Consider the following 18,454-nt stretch of genomic DNA (forward strand, 5'->3'; position numbering starts at 1 on the left):
ATGCGCGACCAGCTCTACATCAACGGGCAGTGGGTCAGGCCGGACCTGGGCGGCCGCTTCACCAGCTACGACCCCGCCACCGGCCAGCCGCTGCATGAAGTGCCGGCGGCTACCGAGGAAGACGTCGACCACGCGGTGCGCGCGGCGCGTACAGCGTTCAATCGTGGCTGGGGGCAGAGCCGCGGCAGCGAGCGCGCCGAATGGCTGGAAGCGCTGGCCGGCGAGCTGGAACGCAACCAGGACTCGTTGGCCGAACTGGAAGTGCGCGACAACGGCAAGCCGCTGCCCGAGGCGCAGTGGGATGTGGCCGACGCCATCGGCTGCTTCCGCTACTACGCCGAGCTGGCGCGGGAGCTGGACGAGCGCCAGGACCAGATTCTGGCGCTGCCCGACGAACGCTTTCGCTGCCGCATCCGCCAGGAACCGGTGGGCGTGGCCGGGCAGATCATCCCCTGGAACTACCCGCTGCTGATGGCGGCATGGAAGGTCGCGCCGGCGTTGGCGGCGGGCGCCACCTGTGTGCTCAAGCCGTCCGAGCTGACGCCGCTGAGCGCCCTGGAACTGGCCGCCGCGGCGGACGCCATCGGCTTGCCGGCCGGCGTGCTGAATGTGCTGCCGGGGCTGGGCGCGGAGGCCGGCGGGCCGCTGAGCCAGCACCCGGGCGTGGACAAGCTGGCCTTCACCGGCAGCGTGCCGACCGGCTCGCGGATCATGTCGGCGGCGGCCCAGGACATCAAGAACGTCAGCCTGGAGCTGGGCGGCAAGTCGGCCTTCATCGTCTTCGATGACAGCGATGTCGAGGCGGCGGTGGAGTGGATCCTGTTCGGCATCTTCTGGAACCAGGGCCAGGTGTGCAGCGCCACCTCGCGCCTGCTGGTGCAGGAGGGCATCGCCCCGCGCCTGATCGAGCGTCTGGTGGAAGCGACCCGCGCCATCAGCATCGGCAACGGCATGCAGCCGGGCGTGCTGCTCGGCCCGCTGGTCAGCCAGGGGCAGCACGAGAAGGTGCTCGGTTTCGTCGACAAGGGCCGCGCCGGCGGTGCCCGCCTGCTCACCGGCGGCAAGCGTCCCGCGGGGCTGGAGCAGGGCTGGTTCATGGAGCCTGCGATCTTCGACGAACCGGCCGAGGACGCGCTGATCTGGCGCGAGGAAATCTTCGGCCCGGTGCTCTGCGTGAAGCGCTTCAAGACCGAGGCCGAGGCCCTGCGCCTGGCCAACGACAGCCGCTTCGGCCTGGCCGGCGCGGTGATGTCCGGCGATCCGCAGCGCGCCGCGCGGGTGGCGGACGGGCTGCGTGCGGGGATCGTCTGGGTCAACTGCTCGCAACCCACCTTCACCCAGGCGCCCTGGGGCGGCATGAAGCACAGCGGTATCGGCCGCGAGCTGGGCGTGTGGGGGCTGGAGAACTACCTGGAGGTGAAGCAGGTGACCGAGTACATCTCCGACCAGCCCTGGGGCTGGTACCTGAAGTAGGGGCATCACTGTTGGAGCGAGCTTGCTCGCGAATGGATACTCTCGGTCATTCGGGTGTTTCGGTCGGGCTTCGCCCCTCTCCCTTCAGGGAGAGGGGATGGTGTGAATCCGGCACTCAATCGAGGTTGTGCCCGATCCGCCAGAGCACGCCGCTCGGGTCGTGCAGGGTGAAGTCGCGCATCTTCCACGGCTGGTCTTCCGGCGCGCCAAGGCGCACGCCGTAGCGCTCGGCGAGGCCGGCGTCGCGCACCTTGGCGTACCAGGCGTCGGCGTCCTCCACCAGCAGGTGCAGCATCAGATTCTCGGCGAATTCCTTGACGTAGTAGTTCTGCAGCAGGAAGGCGCAGTGGTCGCCATGGTGGAAGTAGGCGAGCTCCTCGGAGCTCCACGGCGAGTTGAAGCCCAGGTCCTTGTAGAACTGCTGGGAGAGTGCGAAATCGCGGGCGGGGACGAAGACTTTCAGTTCAACGCTGGCAGTGCTCATGGGCAACCTTCCTGGTTCATGCGTGAGCAGGCTTCTCGACGGTGTTTTTTATGGGCCGGGCCGCCTCTGGCGGGCGGCTGGCTGCGAGTCTAACTCAGAGCTTGCGCTGCATGTAGCGATGGCTGGAGACGCCCGGCAGCGTCGAGACACGCTCCACCTGCACCTCGAAGCCGAAACGTTCATAGAGCGCCTGTGCCTTGGGATTGGCTACCGAGACGTCCAGCGCCGCCATGGGCAGGCCATTGCTGCGGCCGATCTGCAGGAAGTGCTCGATCAGCTGGCTGCCCAGCCCCTCGCCACGAAGGTCCGGCGTGACGCCCAGGTGCGCGAGGTACAGCGTCCTGCGCGGCGGCGGGCAGATGATCCTTTCCAGTTGCAGGCCGCGGCGGATGACGCCGGGCGCGGCCAGGCCGAAATAGCCGAGAATCTGCCGCGTGGCCGCAAGCATGTAGCCCAGCGTCACCTCGCCGCCGAACACCGTGCCGGCGGTAACGACTTTACCGTCCTGTTCGCCGACCCAGTGCTGGCGCCAGCCGAACTGCCCGCCGCCCTGGACGAAGGCGTAGCGCAGGAAGTCCTGCGCGCTATTGCGGCCGGGGCGGGCGAAGGCATAGTCGAAGGCGTCGGGGCCGGAGCTGTAGATCAGCGGGATGGCGGCGTCGACATCATCGGGGCGGGCGCGGCGGAAGGTCAGCGGCATGCAGGCGACTCCTGGGTAGGAGTCGAGAATCTAGCACCATGGTTCCATAAAGTGCAGCGCTCAGCCTTGTGCTTCGAGCCAGTGCAGTGCGCCAAGCCCGGCCGCGCGGCCGCTGGCAAAGCAGGCGGTAAGCAGGTAGCCGCCGGTGGGCGCTTCCCAGTCGAGCATTTCGCCGGCACAGAACACGCCCGGCAGCGCCTTGAGCATCAGGCAGTCGTCCAGCGCCTCAAAGGTCACGCCACCGGCGCTGCTGATGGCTTCGTCCAGCGGGCGGGTGCGCACCATGGTCAGCGGCAGCGCCTTGATCAGGGCGGCGAGGCGCTGCGGGGCGGCATAGTCGGCGGCTGTGGACAACTCGCGCAACAGCCCGGCACGCACGCCGTCCAGCCCCAGGCGGCCGCGCAGATGGTTGGCCATGGACTTGGAGCCGCGCGGCTGCGCCACGGCCTTGGCGACCTGCTCCAGGCTGCGGCTGGGCAGCAGGTCCAGGTGCACCGTGGCGCTGCCGGACTGCTCGATGCGCTCGCGGATAGCGGAAGACAGGGCGTAGACCAGGCTGCCCTCGATGCCGCCGGCGGTGACCACGAACTCGCCCTGGCGTGGCGTGGCGCCGGGCAGCGAGAGGGCCACCGGCTTGACCGGTGCGCCAGCGAACTTGTCGCGGAAGAATTCGCTCCAGCCAGCCACCTCGAAACCGCAGTTGGCCGGGCGCAGCGGCGAGATATCCACAGCGCGCTCGGCCAGCAGCGGTACCCAGGCACCGTCCGAGCCCAGGCGCTGCCAGCTGCCGCCGCCGAGGGCGAGTACGGTGGCATCGGCCGTCACGCTGCGTTGGCCTTCCGGCCCTTCGATCAGCAGCGCGCCGTTGACGTTCCAGCCCAGCCAGCGGTGGCGGGTGTGGATGACCACGCCGGCTTCGCGCAGGCGCTTGAGCCAGGCCCGCAGCAGTGGTGCGGCCTTCATGTCGGTGGGGAATACGCGGCCGGAGGTGCCGACGAAGGTCTCGATGCCCAGGCCATGGATCCACGCGCACAGCGCCTGGTTGTCGAAGGCGTCGATCAGCGGCGCCAGGGTTTGCGCACGCTTTCCGTAGCGCGACAGGAACGGCTCGCGGGGCTCGGAATGGGTGATGTTCATACCGCCGACGCCGGCCAGCAGGAATTTGCGTCCGACCGAGGGCATGGCGTCGAACAGGTCCACCTTCACCCCGGCGCCGGCCAGGACTTCGGCCGCCATCAGGCCAGTGGGGCCGCCGCCGATGACGATGGCGGTACGGGAGGCGAGCGGGCGGGAATCGGTCATGCAGAAGGCCAGGCGGAGAGTGCGGGAAAAGGCGCAATTCTAGCGCAGCAGCACTGCGCGCCGGTTGCTCATTTTTTGCCCAGTTTTCCCGGAGCCTGCGCAGGCGAGGGCGTCGAGCGCTTTCCCGCAGGTTATCCACAGGCCGTTCCACAGCCATGGTGGAAAACGTTGGCCGCGGCATATTCCAAGGAGGTGGTCAGTATCGTACAGCGCGCCCTGATCCCCAGAGGGTAGGGCTTACGATAATTCTGACAGCGGATCGAGATTCCGCCGATGTTGGCGCTTTTGTGAATCCGTCAGCATGCGGGCCTCTTGCAACCTTGGTCCGATGCTCGATGAAAGTTCGTGATTACCTTCGCTCTCATGAGGCTCACCTTTGGGTGGAGGGCAGTGACACCCGCGTGCGCGTGAATGGCCTCGACATCGTTATTCGCGCGCTCCCCAGCGAGGAAATTCGCACTCTGCTCAACGAGGCGGTGGCCCATATGGTGGTGCGCCTGAATAAAAACCTGCAGGGTTCGAAGGTGAAGTTCGAGCAGCGTGTGCTCGAGTTGCTGTCGATACAGGTCGCATTGCACAACCTCTACGTGTTCACCAACTGGAGCCGTCTGTTGCCGCGCTACCTGCAGTTCGCGGGGCCGCTGCGCGCCCAGGAACTGCTGCAGCACCATGTACCCGAACAGGTGATGCGCTTCTGCGAGAAGCACTACGGTGAGGATTGCCGCCTGCGCGCCAGCGCGCTGCTGGGCTTCTCGGCCCAAGAGCTGGCGCGTTGGGAGCAGCAGCGCCTGCCCTCGCGCATGGACACCAACAACTCGCGCTACCGGGCCAACTGAAGCTCGCGCGCTACCCGCGCCGCGCTGTGGTGCAGGATGCCATGGCGCCGGGCCAGCGCGCGGCGGTCCTTGTCGTAGCCCCCGCCGATCACGCCGACCACCGGAATATCGCTGGCCAGGCAGCGGCGGATGACATGCTCGTCCCGCGCTGCCAATCCCGCATCGGTCAGCAGCAGATAGCCCAGGGCATCGTCCTTGTGCACGTCCACGCCGGCGTCGTAGAGCACGATGTCCGGCTGGTACAGCGGCAGCAGGTAGTCCAGCGCTTCCTCCACCACCTTCAGGTAGTCCGCATCGCCCAGGTGCAGCGGCAGGGGAATGTCCCAGTCGCTCTGCGCCTTGCGCGCGGGGAAATTCTTTTCGCAGTGCAATGACACGGTCACCGCGTCCGGCACGTTCTCCAGGATGCGTGCAGTGCCATCGCCCTGGTGCACGTCGCAGTCGAAGATCAGCACACGGTTGGCCTTGCCGCTTTCCAGCAGGTAGAGGCTGATCACGGCAAGATCGTTGAAGATGCAGAAGCCCGAGGCGTGGTCGTGGTGCGCGTGGTGGGTGCCGCCGGCCAGATGACAGGCCAGCCCATGTTCGAGCGCCAGTTCGGCCGTCAGCAGCGAGCCGCCGACCGCACGCACGGTGCGCCGGGCCAGCGCTTCGCTCCAGGGCAGGCCGAGGCGGCGCAGTTCTTCGCGGCTCATCTCGCCGCTGCAATAGCGCTCGATGTAATCGCGGTCGTGGGCCAGGGCGAGGATATCCACAGGGCAGAGTTCCGGACGCAGCAGCTCGGCGTCGCTCACCAGGGCGCTGTCCACCAGGTGGTCGCGCAGCAGGCGGAACTTCTCCATGGGGAAGCGGTGGTTGTCCGGGAAGGGCGGACTGTAGTCGTCGTGGTAGACCAGGGGCAGCGGCATGGCTACAAGGGTACGCCGAGCTCGTGCACGGACGAAAGGGCCGGCATGGCGCCGGCCCTTCTGGATCAGCCTTCGTTGGAGAGGGCGGTGCTGCGTTGCGCGCTTCGGCTGGTGACCACCGAGACCGACCACAGCACGAAGCCGCCGATGGCCAGCAGGCTGCCGACCCAGCCCGGCGAGGTCCAGCCGTAGCCGGCCGCCAGGGCCAGGCCGCCGAGGTACGGGCCCAGCGCGTTGGCGAAGTTGAACGCCGAGTGGTTCAGCGCCGCGGCCAGGCCCTGGGCGTCTTCGGCGACGTCCATCAGGCGGGTCTGCAGCACGGTGCCCAGGGCGCCGCCGAAGCCGACGAAGAACACGCAGATGGAGATGGTCCAGATGTTCCCGGCGGTGAACGGGAAGATCGCCAGCACCACCGCACTCCACACCAGCAGGCCACCGGCGGTGGGCATCACGGCGCGGTCGGCGAGTACCGGGATGAACAGGTTGCCCAGGGTCATGCCGATGCCGAACACCGCCATCACCAGCGGCACGATGCTCGGCGAGACGTGGGTGACGGCGCCAAGGATGTCGGCCAGGTAGGTGTACACCGCGAACAGGCCGCCGAAGCCGATGGCGCCGATGCCCAGGGTCAGCCAGACCTGGCCGCGCTTGAGCGCGCCCAGCTCGCGCAGCGGGCTGGAGTCCGGCTCGGCGGGCGCGTAGGGCGCGAGCAGGCGCACGCAGATCATGGTCAGCACGCCCAGTGCCGCGACCAGGGCGAAGCTCCAGCGCCAGCCCACGGCCTGGCTCAGCCAGTTGGCCAGCGGCACGCCGATGATGGTGGCGACGGTGAGGCCGAGGAACATCCGCCCGACTGCCACCGTGCGCCGGTGCGGCGGCACCACGGAGGCAGCGACCAGCGCGGCAATGCCGAAGTAGGCGCCGTGGGGCAGGCCGCTGATGAAGCGGAACAGCAGCATCCAGTGGTAGGTCGGCGCCAGGGCGCTGAGGCCGTTGCCGACGGCGAACAGCGCCATCAGCAGCACCAGCAGGGTACGCCGCGGCAGGCGCGCGCCGAGCACCGCCAGCAGTGGCGCGCCGACCACCACGCCCAGGGCGTAGGCGCTGATCACGTGGCCGGCGGTGGGGGCATCGATGCCCAGCGCCGGGGCGAAATAGGGCAGCAGGCTCATGGTGGCGAATTCGGTGGTGCCGATGGCGAAGCCGCCGACGGCAAGGGCGAAAAGCACCAGGGCCGTACTGCGTTGCAGTCCGGTGGTGGAGGTCGTCATGGGGTTTCCTTGGTCTTCTTGAGGTGCGCCGTGGCAGCGCGGCTGTCTGCGTGAGCACGGTCAAGGCAGTGACCGACAGCGAAGGTTGGAGAAAAATACCAGATGATGGCGCTCGTTGCTGAATCGATTGCGCCTGGTCTGACGGATTGCCGCCTACAGGTCCGTGGGCGGGTATCATGGTCACCTTTGCCGACGCGTGATGCCGACCATGGATATCCCGAGCCTGACTACCGAGCGCCTGCTGCTGCGGCCCTGGCGCACCGAGGACCTTGCGCCCTTCGCCGCGTTGAACGCCGACGCACAGGTGATGCGCCACTTCCCCGCCTGCATGAGCCGCGAGGAGAGCGACCTGCTGGCCGCGCGCATCCTCCAGCATTTCGACGAGCATGGCTTCGGCCAGTGGATAGTCGAGCGCCGCGAGGATGGCGCGTTCATCGGCGTGCTCGGGCTGGCGCGGGTGTCCTTCGAGGCGGCCTTCACGCCCGCAGTGGAGATCGGCTGGCGCTTCAACGTCGCCTACTGGCGCCAGGGCTATGCCTTGGAAGCGGCCCGCGCCGCGCTGGATTTCGCCTTCGAGCAGTTGCAGCTGGAGGAAGTGGTGGCCTTCACCGTGCCGGCCAACCTGCCGTCCCAGGGCTTGATGCAGCGCCTGGGGATGATTCGCGATGAAGCCGGCGACTTCGAGCACCCGCGCCTGCCGGAAGGCCACGCCTTGCGCCCCCATGTGTTGTACCGGATTCGCCGCCCATGAAGCCGGAAGACGGCGTGCGCGCCTACCACGAACTGAGCAGCCATCGTCCGGAGCGCTTCGCCCCCGGCCCCGGCCAGCTCGACTGGGCGACCCAGCCGGCCGCCTTCCGCCGCTACGCGGGGGCGCGCTGTGTCGAACTGCTGCACCGGCCGCAGGAAGAGTCGCCGGGGTATGACGACGCCTTCGCCGGCCCCATCGGCCAACCGGCGCCACTGAGCCTCGCCAGCGTTTCGCAGCTGCTCTACGACAGCCTGGCGATCTCGGCGTGGAAGGAGGCCGGCGGCAACCGCTGGGCGCTGCGAGTCAATCCGTCCAGCGGCAATCTGCACCCAACCGAAGCCTATCTGCTGCTGCCCTCCGGCGCTGTGGATAACGCTGCGCTGCTGGTGCACTACAGCGCCGACGAACACGTGCTGGAGGTGCGCGCCGAGCTGCCCGCGCCGCTGGCCGAACCCTTGAACGATGCGCTGCCGGCGGGTGGTTTCCTGCTGGCGCTGGCGAGCATTCCCTGGCGCGAGGCCTGGAAGTACGGCGAGCGCGCCTACCGCTACTGCAATCATGACCTGGGCCACGCGCTGGCCTGCCTGGGCATCGCCGCGGCGATCCAGGGTTGGGAGGTGCGCCTGTTGCGCGGTATTGCCGATTCACGGCTGGATGCGCTGATCGGTCTCGACCGTGAAGGCTTCAGCGAGCATGAGTTCGCCGACGCACTGCTATGGATCGGCCCGGCGCAGCCGGCCGAATTCCCATTGCCCGACTCCCTGCTCAAGGGCCTTGCCGAGTTGCCGCTGGACGGCACGCCCAATCGCCTGTCCCGCGACTATCGCCACTGGCCGGAGCTGGAGCGCGTGCACCATTTGTGCCGCGCGCCCGCGTTGCCCGCCGACCAATGGAGCGCCGCGAATGCCGATCCCGCTGTGGATAACCCCGGCCTGCCGTTGCGCCCGATCCTGCATCGTCGGCGCAGCGCGCAGTCCATGGATGGCCGCAGCGGCATTCGCGCCGAACTGCTGTATGCCTGGCTGCAGCGGTTGATGCCGGAGCGCTCGCCCGTGCCGTTCGCCTGCACCGGCGAGCCGGCGCGTGTCGACCTGCTGCTGTTCGTCCACCGCGTCCAGGGCCTGGAGCCGGGCCTGTACTGGCTGGGCCGCAGTGGTCGCGAGGCGGGAGGGTTGCGCGAGGACTACCTGTGGCAGCCGGTCGAGGAGAGCGGTGTGCCGCTGTACCGCCTGTTGTCCGGTGATGCACGCGGGCTGTCGGCGTTCCTGTCCTGTGGGCAGGACATCGCCAGCGACGGTTGCGTCGCCTTCGCCATGCTCGCCGACCTCGACACCGCGCTGACCGAGGGCGCCTGGACTTATCCGCGCCTGTACTGGGAAGCCGGGCAGATCGGCCAACTGCTCTACCTGGAAGCCGAAGCGGCGGGCCTGTCGGGCACCGGCATCGGCTGCTATTTCGATCCGGCAGTACACCAACTGCTGGAAGGGGGTCCGGACTGCCCGGTCAGCCTCTATCATTTCACCATTGGCCGCGCGGTCTGGGATGAACGGCTCACCAGCCTTCCCGCCTATCCGTCGCCACGCCGACTCCCACTTCAGCAAGACCGCAATTGAGGAAACAACGCGCATGACCCAGATCCTGGACAACCTGGTGGCTCTGCTGAGCCTGGAGCAGATCGAAGAGAACCTGTTCCGCGGCACGAGCCAGGACCTCGGGTTCCGCCAGCTCTACGGCGGGCAGGTACTCGGCCAGGCGCTGTCGGCGGCCAGCCAGACCGTCGACCCGGAGCGCCACGTGCACTCGATGCACGGCTACTTCCTGCGTCCGGGCGACGCCAGCAAGCCGGTCGTCTACCAGGTCGACCGCGTGCGCGACGGCGGCACCTTCAGCACCCGCCGCGTCACCGCGATCCAGAAGGGCCAGCCGATCTTCGCCCTGAGCACCTCGTTCCAGACCGACGAGGAAGGCTTCGAGCACCAGATCAGCATGCCCGACGTGGTCGGCCCGGAGAACCTGCCGACCGATCAGGAACTCAAGAAGCGCAGCGCCGCGCAGTTCCCCGAGCGTATCCGCGACAAGCTGCTCTACCCCAAGCCCATCGAAATCCGCCCGGTGACCGAGAACGACCCGTACGACCCGGAGGTCGGCGAGCCGATCAAGTACCTCTGGCTGCGCGCCGACGGCAAGCTGCCGGACATCCCGGCGCTGCACAAGTACATCCTCGCCTACGCCTCGGACTTCGGCTTCCTCACCACCTCGCTGCTGCCCCATGGCCGCTCGGTGTGGCAGAAGGACATGCAGGTCGCCACCATCGACCATTCCGTGTGGTTCCACCGCGACCTGCGCGCGGACGAGTGGCTGCTCTACGCCATCGACAGCCCCTGGGCCGGCAATGGCCGCGGCTTTGTGCGCGGCAGTATCTTCAACCGTGAAGGCCAACTGGTCGCTTCCTCGACCCAGGAAGGCCTGATCCGTCGCCGCGAGGACTGGGCATGACGCTCGCCCTGCCGCTGGGAGAGATTCGCCACTGGGTGTTCGACATGGACGGCACCCTGACCCTGGCCGTGCACGACTTCCCGGCGATCAAGCGGGCCCTGGGGATTCCCCAGGAGCACGACATCCTCACCCACCTGGCCGCGCTGCCGGAAGATGAGGCGGCGGCCAAGCACGCCTGGCTGCTGGAGCACGAGCGCGAGCTGGCGGTGGCGTCCAAAGCGGCGCCGGGCGCGGTGGATCTGGTGCGTGCGCTGCATGCTGCGGGTTACCGCCTGGGCATCCTGACGCGCAATGCCCACGAGCTGGCGTTGATCACGCTGGCGGCCATCGGTATTGGTGACTGCTTCCTGACCGAGGACGTTCTCGGTCGCGGCGAGGCCGACCCCAAGCCGAGCCCGGATGGCCTGCTGCGTCTGGCCGCGCGCTGGGACGTGGCGCCGCAGACCATGCTGATGGTCGGCGACTACCGCTTCGACCTCGACTGCGCGCGTGCGGCTGGGGCACACAGTGCGCTGGTGAATCTTGCTGAGAATCCCTGGCCCGAGCTGACCGACTGGCATGCGCAGGATTGCGCGGAGCTGGGGCGGATGGCGGGGGTGCTGGTTTAATCCGCTGCTTGCGAGCGGGCTCCTGCACCGGGCCGCCGTGGATGTCTGCCCGTGCGCGATTGGGCATCGCGGATGAATCCGCTCCTATGGTGGCCTGATTGGCATCGGTGCTGGGGCTCCTCCCCTCACCCCAGCCCTCTCCCAAAGGGAGAGGGGGCCGTTCGGCGTTGCCCGGGGGCACGGCGTTCGCCGGACGCCAGGTCAGTTCCCTCTCCCTCCGGGAGAGGGTTAGGGTGAGGGGCCGCCAGGCCGCTTTTCTTACAGCTCCGGCGTCCAGGTCACCGCCAGCAGTGCGGTACGGCCTGGTTCGCGGTAGGGGCGGGCTTCGCCCATGAAGTCACTCGGGCTGGTGGGGCGCAGGTAGTCGCCCAGGGTGTAGTCGCGGTCCAGGGCGTTATCCAGCTTCAGGTCGAAGCGGACTTCGTTGCTGGCCAGCCAGCTGGTGCGCAGGTCGAGAACGCCGTAGCCGGAGAGTTCGCGGGTGTTGGCCGCGTCGTCGTAGCGCTGGCTGACCGCGCGCCAGCTGCTGCCGACGCCAAAGGCGCCGAACTGGCGATCCAGGTCCAGGCTCAGGGTGCGGCGCGCGCGGTAGGGCAGGGTGTGGCCGGTGTCGCGGTCGCGCGGGTCGATCAGGCTCAGGCCGAGAGCGGCCTGCCAGCCCAGTACTTCGCGGGCAACGCTGGCCTCGAAGCCATTGATGCGTGCCTTGTTGATGTTCTCCGGCTGGTTGCTGGTGCTGTCCCAGGCGATCAGGTCGTCGACCTCGGTGCGGTACAGCGCGGCTTCCAGGTGCGTGCCGGAAAAGTCGCCGCGCCATTGCAGCTCGTAGGTCTTCGAGGTCTCGGCCTTCAGGTCCGGGTTGCTCGCGCCGGGGTAGTAGAGGTCGCTGAAAGTCGGTGCGCGGAAGCCTTCGCCGTAGCTGGCGATCCAGGTCTGGTTGTTGCCGACCGGCAGGCTGAAGGCGGCGTTCCAGCTGTTCTGGCTGCCGTAGGCCTGGTTGTTGTCGTGGCGGATGCCCAGCTCGGTGCCGAAGTCGTCGCCCTTGAAGCTGTGCTGGGCGAAGAAGGCGCGGTTGCTGCGCTGGTCCTCGGCGAAGTCGGTGCTGCCGTCGACCTTGTCCTCGTACCAGTCGGCGCCCAGGGCCAGCTGATTGGCCTCGTCCAGTTGCAGGCGGTTGATCCAGCTCGCCGAGTGGCGGGTGGTTTCCAGCGTGCCGTTGTTCCAGCTGTCGGCCGCGCCCACGGCCTTGTTGCGGTCGAAGCTGCGGCCCAGCTCCAGGCGGCTGTTCCACATGTTGGTGATCTGGCCGTCGAGGTAGGCGCTGTAGCTGCTGACGCGGAATTCGTCGCGGGGCGAGCCCGGCTCGAAGTTGTAGGCGTCGTCGTATTCGTTTTTGCCGCGCTGGTCGTTGAGGTTCAGGCCGGCCTTCCAGTCCTCGCTGAAGCGATGGTCCAGGTTCAGGTGCACGGCCTTGTTGCGCTGGGCGTCGTGGTCGTTGTCGGCGCCGACGTTGTCGCTGGTGCGGTCCCAGCCCTGGCTTTCGTCCAGGCTGCCGCCGAGATTGTAGCGGGTCTGCTCGTCGCCGCCGGAGAGGCTCAGGCTGCGCTCGAAGGTGCCGTGGCTGCCGGCGGCCAGGCGCACTTCCGGGTGCAGGCCGGCTTCGCCGCGGCGGGTGAAGATCTGGATGACGCCGCCGATGGCGTCGGCGCCGTACAGCGCGGAACGCGGGCCACGGGTCACTTCGACGCGCTCGATGCTGTCGATGCTCAGGTAGTCCAGGCGGGCAATGCCGCTGCTGGCCGAGGCGATGCGCTGGCCGTCCACCAGCACCAGGGTCTGCGCGGTGCTGGTGCCGCGCACGGAGTAGGAGACCACGCCACCGGAGCTACCCATCTGCACGCCGGGCACACGGGCGAGCAGGTCAGGGACGCTGCGTACCTGCAGGCGCTCGATGTCGGCGCGGGTGAACACGCTGTTGGCCGAGGTGGCTTCGGCGCGCGGCTCGGCCTGGCGCGCGGAGGTGATCACCTGGTCGGAGAGCCGGTAGATGTCGTCGGCGGCGAAGGCCAGGCCGGGCAGCAGGCTGGTGGCCAGGGCGAGTCGGGTCAGTTTCATGGAGCGTCCTCAAAAGCGGGCGGATGACTTTCGAGGAGGGCGTGGCAAGGGCGGCAGGCCGCACTTGACGGTGCGGCCCTCCGCAACACCTGTCGGGGCGTGTCGAGGGCGGTCTCCGGGCTGCCGACGTCACATCGCCGCCTTCCCACAATCTGCAGTGGCCATGGCGATGCTACGAATCGAACCGGCCCTGATCTGCTGCACGTCGGCATAACGGCGTTGAAAGCAGAAGCGAAATGCTCATTTGCTGTAGCAAACTCCGCTTCCACTTCTGCTTTCGCCTTGTTCTGCTCTAGCTCGCGAGATCAGGATCCGGTTCGGGAACGTGTCGGTTACCGTTGCGGGGGCAGCGCAGGTCTTTCACCTGCTTCCCGTTACCTCGAACGAAAACGGGCGCACCTTAGTAGGTGCGCCCGTGGCTGGCAATACTCAGGACGAGGGATGTGCTCAGCGGTCGCCGAGGACGTGCAGGCGCGCACGTACCGCGGCTTCGATGCCGGCGGCGTCCAGACCGCACTCCGCCAGCATCTGCGCAGGCTTGGCATGCTCGACATAGTAGTCCGGCAGGCCCAGGTGCAGGATCGGCTGCTGGATATTCTCGCGGGCGAGGAATTCGCTGACGGCGGCGCCGGCGCCACCCATCACCGAGTTCTCCTCGATGGTCACCAGCAGCTCGTGGCTGGCGGCCAGCTGGCGCACCAGTTCCTCGTCCAGCGGCTTGACGAAGCGCATGTCGGCGACCGTGGCGTCGAAGTGTTCGGCGACTTTCAGTGCCTCGGCCAGTTGCACGCCGAATACCAGGAAGGCGACCTTGCCGGCCTTGCCTTCACGGCGCACCACGCCCTTGCCGATTTCCACCGGAGCCAGCTCGGCTTCGATGGCGGCGTTCGGGCCGGTGCCGCGCGGGTAGCGTACCGCCGCCGGGCCTTCGAAGTGATGGCCGGTGGTGAGCAGCTTGCGCAGTTCGTTCTCGTCGCTGGGGGTCATCACCAGCATGCCGGGGATGCAGCGCAGGTAGGAGAGGTCGAAGCTGCCGGCGTGGGTCGGGCCGTCTTCGCCCACCAGGCCGGCACGGTCGATGGCGAACAGCACGTCGAGGTTCTGCACCGCGACGTCGTGGATCAGCTGGTCGTAGCCGCGCTGCAGGAAGGTGGAGTAGATCGCCACCACCGGCTTGGCGCCGTCGCAGGCCATGCCGGCCGCCAGGGTCACGGCGTGCTGTTCGGCGATGGCGACGTCGAAGTAGCGATCCGGGAACTTGTCGGCGAAGGCCACCAGGTCGGAGCCTTCCTTCATCGCCGGGGTGATGCCGACCAGGCGCGGGTCCTGGGCAGCCATGTCGCACAGCCACTGGCCGAACACGCTGGAGTACTTCGGCCCGCCGGCCTTCTTCGGCACGGCGTGGGCGGGGGCGCCCTCGGGTTCGAGCTTGGTGATGGCGTGGTAGCCGATCGGGTCGATCTCGGCCGGGCCGAAGCCCTTGCCCTTCTTGGTCACCACGTGGAGGAACTGCGGGCCCTTGAGGTCGCGCATGTTGCGCAGGGTGGCGATCAGGGTCGGCAGGTCGTGGCCGTCGATGGGGCCGATGTAGTTCCAGCCCAGCTCCTCGAAGAGCGTGCCGGGGACCAGCATGCCCTTGGCGTATTCCTCGGTGCGGCGGGCGATCTCCCAGGCACCGGGCAGGCGCGAGAGCACCTTCTTGCTGCCTTCGCGCATGCTGCTGTAGGTGCGGCTGGAGAGGATCTTGGCCAGGTAGTTGGACAGGCCGCCGACATTGTTGGAGATCGACATGTCGTTGTCGTTGAGGATCACCAGCATATCGGCCTTCACTTCCGACGCGTGGTTGAGCGCCTCGAAGGCCATGCCGGCGGTCAGCGCGCCGTCACCGATCACCGCCACCGACTTGCGGTTGGAGCCCTGCATGCGCGCGGCGATGGCCATCCCTAAGGCGGCGCTGATGGAGGTGCTGGAGTGGCCGACGCCGAAGGTGTCGTACTCGCTCTCCGAGCGGCGCGGGAAGGCGGCCAGGCCGTCCTTCTGGCGCAGGCTGCCCATGCGCTCGCGGCGACCGGTGAGGATCTTGTGCGGGTAGGCCTGGTGGCCGACGTCCCACACCAGGCGGTCGTCCGGGGTGTCGAAGACGTAGTGCAGGGCGACCGTCAGCTCGATGACGCCCAGGCCAGCGCCGAAATGGCCGCCGGTCTGGCCGACGCTGTACAGCAGGTACTGGCGCAGTTCGTCAGCGAGGGTCAGCAGCTCCGCTTCCCCCAGCCGGCGCAGCTCGACCGGCGTGCTGGCGCGGTCGAGCAGAGGCGTGGCGGGGCGCTCGCGGGGAATCTCGTGGAACGTCGTGGGCATCAGGCTGATCGTTATGAGAGGCAAAGATGCGGAAGTTTACCCGAAGCTCCGGATTGGCCCAAGCAACGTGGGGCCAATCCTTCGGACGACCGGATGGTCGGGATTCGGCCGCCGGCTGTGCCGAAATCGTCGTCGCCCCTGCCGATTGCAGGCAAGCCAGCCCCGGCGCCAGGCGCCACTGTAGGCACGATGACCGACCGGCGGCGGTTTGCCGCAGCCTTTTGTAGCAATCGAGGAGGATGGCGTGACCCGACTGAGTCTGGAAGAACTGCGCGAATTGTCCGAGGCGATCCTGCGTCGCCATGGCTTCAGCGAGCCCCATGTGCAGGGCGTGACCGAGACTGTGCTGGCCGGCGAGCGTGATGGCTGCACGTCCCACGGTGTTTGGCGCCTGCTCGGTTGCATCCATACGGCGCGCGCCGGCAAGGTCTCGCTGGACGCTGTGCCAGAGCTGTCGGAACCGGCCCCGGCGCTGGTGCGGGTGGACGCCAAGGGTGGCTTCTCGCAGTGCGCCTTCGATCTGGGGCTGCCGAAACTGGTGGAAAAGGCGCGCAGCCAGGGTATAGCCGCGATGGCGGTGAACCACTGTGTGCACTTTTCGGCGCTGTGGGTGGAGATCGAGCGGATCGTCGCCCACGGCCTCGTGGCCCTGGCCGTTACGCCGGCCCAGGCTTACGTTGCGCCGGCCGGCGGGAAGAGGCCATTGTTCGGCACCAATCCCATCGCCTTCGGCTGGCCCCGCGCCGGGCAGAACCCCTATGTCTTCGACTTCGCCACCACGGTCGTGGCTCGGGGGGAAATCCAGTTGCACGAGCGCGAGGGCAAGTCGATTCCGCTGGGCTGGGGGATCGATGCGCAGGGCAACCCCAGCACTGACGCAAGCGCCGTGCTCGACGGCGCCATGCTCACCTTTGGCGGGCACAAGGGCTCGGCGCTGGCGACCATGGTCGAGCTGATCGCCGGCCCGCTGATCGGCGACCTGACCAGTGCCGAGTCCACGGTGTTCGACGAAGGGACGAAGTCCTCGCCGTACCACGGCGAATTGCTGATCGCCATCGACCCGGCGCGCTTCCTCGGCGCCGAAGCGCCGCAGCACCTGGCGCGGGCCGAGACGCTGTTCGAGTCCATCGTCGACATGGGCGCGCGCCTGCCGTCGCAGCGGCGCTTTGCAGCGCGCGAACGCAGCCTGAAAGAGGGCGTAGAGATCAGCGATTCGCTGTATGCCGACTTGCGCAAGCTGCTGGAGTAACGGCACTTCCCTGTAGGCGCGCATAAAAAAGCCCCGGCGCAAGGCCGGGGCTGAGCATCGGTGCGGGACTGGCCGACAGTTCACTCCCGCGCCGACGAACCCTCAGCGAGTCACGGCGTTGCGTGTCGTCTCGCCATCCACCAGCCGCGCGATGCCCAGCGGGTTGGCGTCCTTCAATGCGTCTGGCAGCAGCGCATCCGGGTAGTTCTGGTAGCACACCGGGCGCAGGAAGCGGTCGATGGCGAGGCTGCCGACGGATGTGCCGCGCGCGTCGGAGGTCGCCGGATATGGCCCGCCGTGGACCATCGCGTCGCAGACTTCCACACCGGTCGGGTAGCCATTGATCAGCAGGCGCCCGGCCTTGCGCTCCAGCACCGGCACCAGGGCGGCGAAGTGTGTGAGGTCGCCCGGCTCGGCGATCAGCGTGGCGGTGAGCTGGCCGTGCAGGCCGTCCAGCGCGCGGCGCAGTTCGGCCTCGTCAGCCACTTCGACGACGAGGGTGGTCGGGCCGAAGACTTCTTCCTGCAGCAGCTCTTCGCCTTCCAGCAGCAGGCTGGCCTTGGCCTGGAACAGTTGCGGGAACGCCTGCCGGCCCTCCTGCGGCTGGCCGGCGAGGTGGCGCAGGCCGGGGTGGGTGAGCAGCTTGGCGATGCCCTTCTCGTAGCTTTTCAGAGTGCCGGCGTTGAGCATGGTCTGCGCCGGGCGCTGGCCGATCTCGGCGATCAGGTTGGCGACGAACAGGCTGAACGCGGGCGAGGCGATGCCGATTACCAGACCGGGGTTGGTGCAGAACTGGCCGCAGCCCATGACCACCGAATCCACCAGTTCGCGGGCGATCTTCTCGCCGCGCGCTTCCAGGGCGGCGGGCAGCACGAGGACCGGGTTGATGCTGCTCATCTCGGCGAATACCGGGATCGGCTGCGGGCGGGCGGCGGCCAGGTCACACAGCGCGCGGCCGCCCTTGAGCGAGCCGGTGAAGCCGACCGCCTGGATCGCCGGGTGCTTGACCAGCGGCTCGCCGACGCCAGCGCCGTAGATCATGTTGAACACGCCGGCCGGCATACCGGTGGATTCGGCTGCGCGGGTGATCGCCTCGCCGACCCATTCGGCGGTGGCCATGTGGCCGCTGTGGGCTTTCACCACGACAGGGCAGCCAGCAGCCAGCGCGGCGGCGGTATCGCCACCGGCGGTGGAGAAGGCCAGGGGGAAGTTGCTGGCGCCGAACACGGCTACCGGGCCGACGCCGGTATGGTACTGGCGCAGGTCCGGGCGGGGCAGCGGCTGGCGTTCGGGCAGTGCGCGGTCGATGCGTGCGCCGAGGAAGTCGCCACGGCGCAGCACCCTGGCGAACAGGCGCATCTGGTTGGCGGTGCGGCCACGCTCGCCCTGGATGCGCGCGGCGGGCAGGGCCGTCTCGCGGCAGACGATGGCGATGAAGTCGTCGCCGAGGGCTTCCAGTTCGCTGGCGATGGCGTCGAGGAACTGCGCGCGGCGCTCCGCCGGCAGCGCATTGTAGGCCGGGAAGGCGGCTTCGGCGGCGCAGGCGGCGGCGTCGACCTCAGCTTCGGTGGCCTGGAGGAATTCGCGGGGCAGGGCTTCGCCGGTGCTGGCGTCGAGGCTCTGCAGGCGGGTGGTGCCGGTGCCGATGCGTTGTCCGGCGATGAAGTTCTGGGCGGTCATGGGCGGGCTCTCTGGTGCTGGATTTCGGTGCGGCGAAGAGCCCCTCTCCCCAGCCCTCTCCCTGAAGGGAGAGGGAGTGTCCGAGTGGCTCGGGCTGTCGTGTACTCCTACGGGAAAAGGCGTCAGGCGGACCACGCTCTGCCCCTTCACGCAGAACCAGTCCCCTCTCCCTTCGGAGCGGGGCGCGTAGCCAGGGGTAGGGGGAGGGAGTCGAGCGCACGGT

At 68.2% G+C, this 18,454-nt stretch carries 15 protein-coding genes and 1 riboswitch; of the genes, 7 read left to right on the forward strand and 8 right to left on the reverse strand.

The window, feature by feature from the left end:
• Window positions 1-1,473: an aldehyde dehydrogenase family protein gene (locus tag PNI01S_RS09890; protein WP_084358065.1), complete on the forward strand. Its 1,473-nt coding sequence runs from the start codon at window positions 1-3 to the stop codon at window positions 1,471-1,473.
• Between the two features lie 115 nt (window positions 1,474-1,588).
• On the opposite strand, the gene PNI01S_RS09895 is transcribed toward PNI01S_RS09890, so the two are convergent.
• The 3 genes from PNI01S_RS09895 to PNI01S_RS09905 all read right to left on the reverse strand — a co-directional run bounded on the left by PNI01S_RS09895 (window position 1,589) and on the right by PNI01S_RS09905 (window position 3,959).
• Complete coding sequence (locus PNI01S_RS09895; protein ID WP_065086612.1) at window positions 1,589-1,957, reverse strand: VOC family protein; 369 nt, start codon at window positions 1,955-1,957, stop codon at window positions 1,589-1,591.
• 94 nt (window positions 1,958-2,051) lie between these two features.
• Window positions 2,052-2,657 (reverse strand): GNAT family N-acetyltransferase, encoded by a 606-nt coding sequence (locus PNI01S_RS09900; protein ID WP_084358067.1) that lies wholly within the window; start codon window positions 2,655-2,657, stop codon window positions 2,052-2,054.
• A gap of 60 nt (window positions 2,658-2,717) precedes the next feature.
• Entirely contained in the window at window positions 2,718-3,959 is a 1,242-nt protein-coding gene (locus tag PNI01S_RS09905) for a TIGR03862 family flavoprotein (protein ID WP_084358069.1), read from the reverse strand.
• Between the two features lie 380 nt (window positions 3,960-4,339).
• On the opposite strand from PNI01S_RS09905, the gene PNI01S_RS09910 reads away from it, so the two are divergent.
• Window positions 4,340-4,795, forward strand: a complete 456-nt coding sequence (locus PNI01S_RS09910; protein WP_024764648.1) for a hypothetical protein — start codon at window positions 4,340-4,342, stop codon at window positions 4,793-4,795.
• Here PNI01S_RS09910 and PNI01S_RS09915 read toward each other — a convergent pair.
• Both PNI01S_RS09915 and PNI01S_RS09920 read right to left on the reverse strand, forming a co-directional pair.
• Window positions 4,780-5,703: a histone deacetylase family protein gene (locus PNI01S_RS09915; RefSeq protein ID WP_084358071.1), complete on the reverse strand. Its 924-nt coding sequence runs from the start codon at window positions 5,701-5,703 to the stop codon at window positions 4,780-4,782. The genes PNI01S_RS09910 and PNI01S_RS09915 overlap by 16 nt on opposite strands.
• Before the next feature lie 65 nt (window positions 5,704-5,768).
• Window positions 5,769-6,974 carry an MFS transporter gene (locus tag PNI01S_RS09920; protein ID WP_024764650.1) on the reverse strand — a complete coding sequence of 402 codons (1,206 nt, stop codon included), beginning with the start codon at window positions 6,972-6,974 and terminating at the stop codon, window positions 5,769-5,771.
• Between the two features lie 208 nt (window positions 6,975-7,182).
• Between PNI01S_RS09920 and PNI01S_RS09925 the strand changes: the two genes are divergently transcribed.
• Genes PNI01S_RS09925 through PNI01S_RS09940 form a run of 4 tightly spaced genes read left to right on the forward strand, consistent with a single transcriptional unit; the run spans window position 7,183 to window position 10,829 of the window.
• A complete protein-coding gene (locus PNI01S_RS09925; RefSeq protein WP_084358073.1) occupies window positions 7,183-7,725 on the forward strand; it encodes a GNAT family N-acetyltransferase in 543 nt (180 codons plus the stop codon).
• Window positions 7,722-9,338, forward strand: coding sequence for a nitroreductase family protein (locus PNI01S_RS09930; protein ID WP_084358075.1), 1,617 nt, complete (start codon window positions 7,722-7,724; stop codon window positions 9,336-9,338). The genes PNI01S_RS09925 and PNI01S_RS09930 overlap by 4 nt, the downstream gene beginning before the upstream one ends.
• 13 nt (window positions 9,339-9,351) lie before the next feature.
• Window positions 9,352-10,221 carry an acyl-CoA thioesterase II gene (gene tesB, locus PNI01S_RS09935; protein ID WP_037010855.1) on the forward strand — a complete coding sequence of 290 codons (870 nt, stop codon included), beginning with the start codon at window positions 9,352-9,354 and terminating at the stop codon, window positions 10,219-10,221.
• Between the two features lie 8 nt (window positions 10,222-10,229).
• A complete protein-coding gene (locus PNI01S_RS09940) occupies window positions 10,230-10,829 on the forward strand; it encodes an HAD family hydrolase (protein ID WP_024764653.1) in 600 nt (199 codons plus the stop codon).
• A 258-nt stretch (window positions 10,830-11,087) separates the two neighbouring features.
• On the opposite strand, the gene PNI01S_RS09945 is transcribed toward PNI01S_RS09940, so the two are convergent.
• A complete protein-coding gene (locus tag PNI01S_RS09945; RefSeq protein ID WP_084358076.1) occupies window positions 11,088-12,944 on the reverse strand; it encodes a TonB-dependent receptor domain-containing protein in 1,857 nt (618 codons plus the stop codon).
• Between the two features lie 89 nt (window positions 12,945-13,033).
• A riboswitch (cobalamin riboswitch) is annotated at window positions 13,034-13,372 on the reverse strand.
• A 19-nt stretch (window positions 13,373-13,391) separates the two neighbouring features.
• Window positions 13,392-15,302: a 1-deoxy-D-xylulose-5-phosphate synthase gene (gene dxs, locus PNI01S_RS09950; RefSeq protein ID WP_084358078.1), complete on the reverse strand. Its 1,911-nt coding sequence runs from the start codon at window positions 15,300-15,302 to the stop codon at window positions 13,392-13,394.
• A gap of 244 nt (window positions 15,303-15,546) precedes the next feature.
• Here dxs and PNI01S_RS09955 point away from each other — a divergent pair, with 244 nt between their 5' ends.
• Complete coding sequence (locus PNI01S_RS09955) at window positions 15,547-16,551, forward strand: Ldh family oxidoreductase (RefSeq protein ID WP_024764655.1); 1,005 nt, start codon at window positions 15,547-15,549, stop codon at window positions 16,549-16,551.
• 102 nt (window positions 16,552-16,653) lie between these two features.
• Here the strand turns inward: PNI01S_RS09955 and PNI01S_RS09960 are convergent, their stop codons facing one another.
• Window positions 16,654-18,231 (reverse strand): aldehyde dehydrogenase (NADP(+)), encoded by a 1,578-nt coding sequence (locus tag PNI01S_RS09960; RefSeq protein WP_084358080.1) that lies wholly within the window; start codon window positions 18,229-18,231, stop codon window positions 16,654-16,656.
• Window positions 18,232-18,454: the final 223 nt, after the last annotated feature.

Source organism: Pseudomonas nitroreducens NBRC 12694 (genome assembly GCF_002091755.1).
In the GTDB taxonomy this organism is placed as follows: domain Bacteria; phylum Pseudomonadota; class Gammaproteobacteria; order Pseudomonadales; family Pseudomonadaceae; genus Pseudomonas; species Pseudomonas nitroreducens.

What these genes read in the sequence shown, in the direction of transcription:
- PNI01S_RS09890 (WP_084358065.1), top strand. Translation starts at nt 1, where the DNA reads ATGCGCGACCAGCTCTACATCAACGGGCAGTGGGTCAGGCCGGACCTG.
- PNI01S_RS09895 (WP_065086612.1), bottom strand. Translation starts at nt 1,957, where the DNA reads ATGAGCACTGCCAGCGTTGAACTGAAAGTCTTCGTCCCCGCCCGCGAT.
- PNI01S_RS09900 (WP_084358067.1), bottom strand. Translation starts at nt 2,657, where the DNA reads ATGCCGCTGACCTTCCGCCGCGCCCGCCCCGATGATGTCGACGCCGCC.
- PNI01S_RS09905 (WP_084358069.1), bottom strand. Translation starts at nt 3,959, where the DNA reads ATGACCGATTCCCGCCCGCTCGCCTCCCGTACCGCCATCGTCATCGGC.
- PNI01S_RS09915 (WP_084358071.1), bottom strand. Translation starts at nt 5,703, where the DNA reads ATGCCGCTGCCCCTGGTCTACCACGACGACTACAGTCCGCCCTTCCCG.
- PNI01S_RS09920 (WP_024764650.1), bottom strand. Translation starts at nt 6,974, where the DNA reads ATGACGACCTCCACCACCGGACTGCAACGCAGTACGGCCCTGGTGCTT.
- PNI01S_RS09925 (WP_084358073.1), top strand. Translation starts at nt 7,183, where the DNA reads ATGGATATCCCGAGCCTGACTACCGAGCGCCTGCTGCTGCGGCCCTGG.
- PNI01S_RS09930 (WP_084358075.1), top strand. Translation starts at nt 7,722, where the DNA reads ATGAAGCCGGAAGACGGCGTGCGCGCCTACCACGAACTGAGCAGCCAT.
- tesB (WP_037010855.1), top strand. Translation starts at nt 9,352, where the DNA reads ATGACCCAGATCCTGGACAACCTGGTGGCTCTGCTGAGCCTGGAGCAG.
- PNI01S_RS09945 (WP_084358076.1), bottom strand. Translation starts at nt 12,944, where the DNA reads ATGAAACTGACCCGACTCGCCCTGGCCACCAGCCTGCTGCCCGGCCTG.
- dxs (WP_084358078.1), bottom strand. Translation starts at nt 15,302, where the DNA reads ATGCCCACGACGTTCCACGAGATTCCCCGCGAGCGCCCCGCCACGCCT.
- PNI01S_RS09960 (WP_084358080.1), bottom strand. Translation starts at nt 18,231, where the DNA reads ATGACCGCCCAGAACTTCATCGCCGGACAACGCATCGGCACCGGCACC.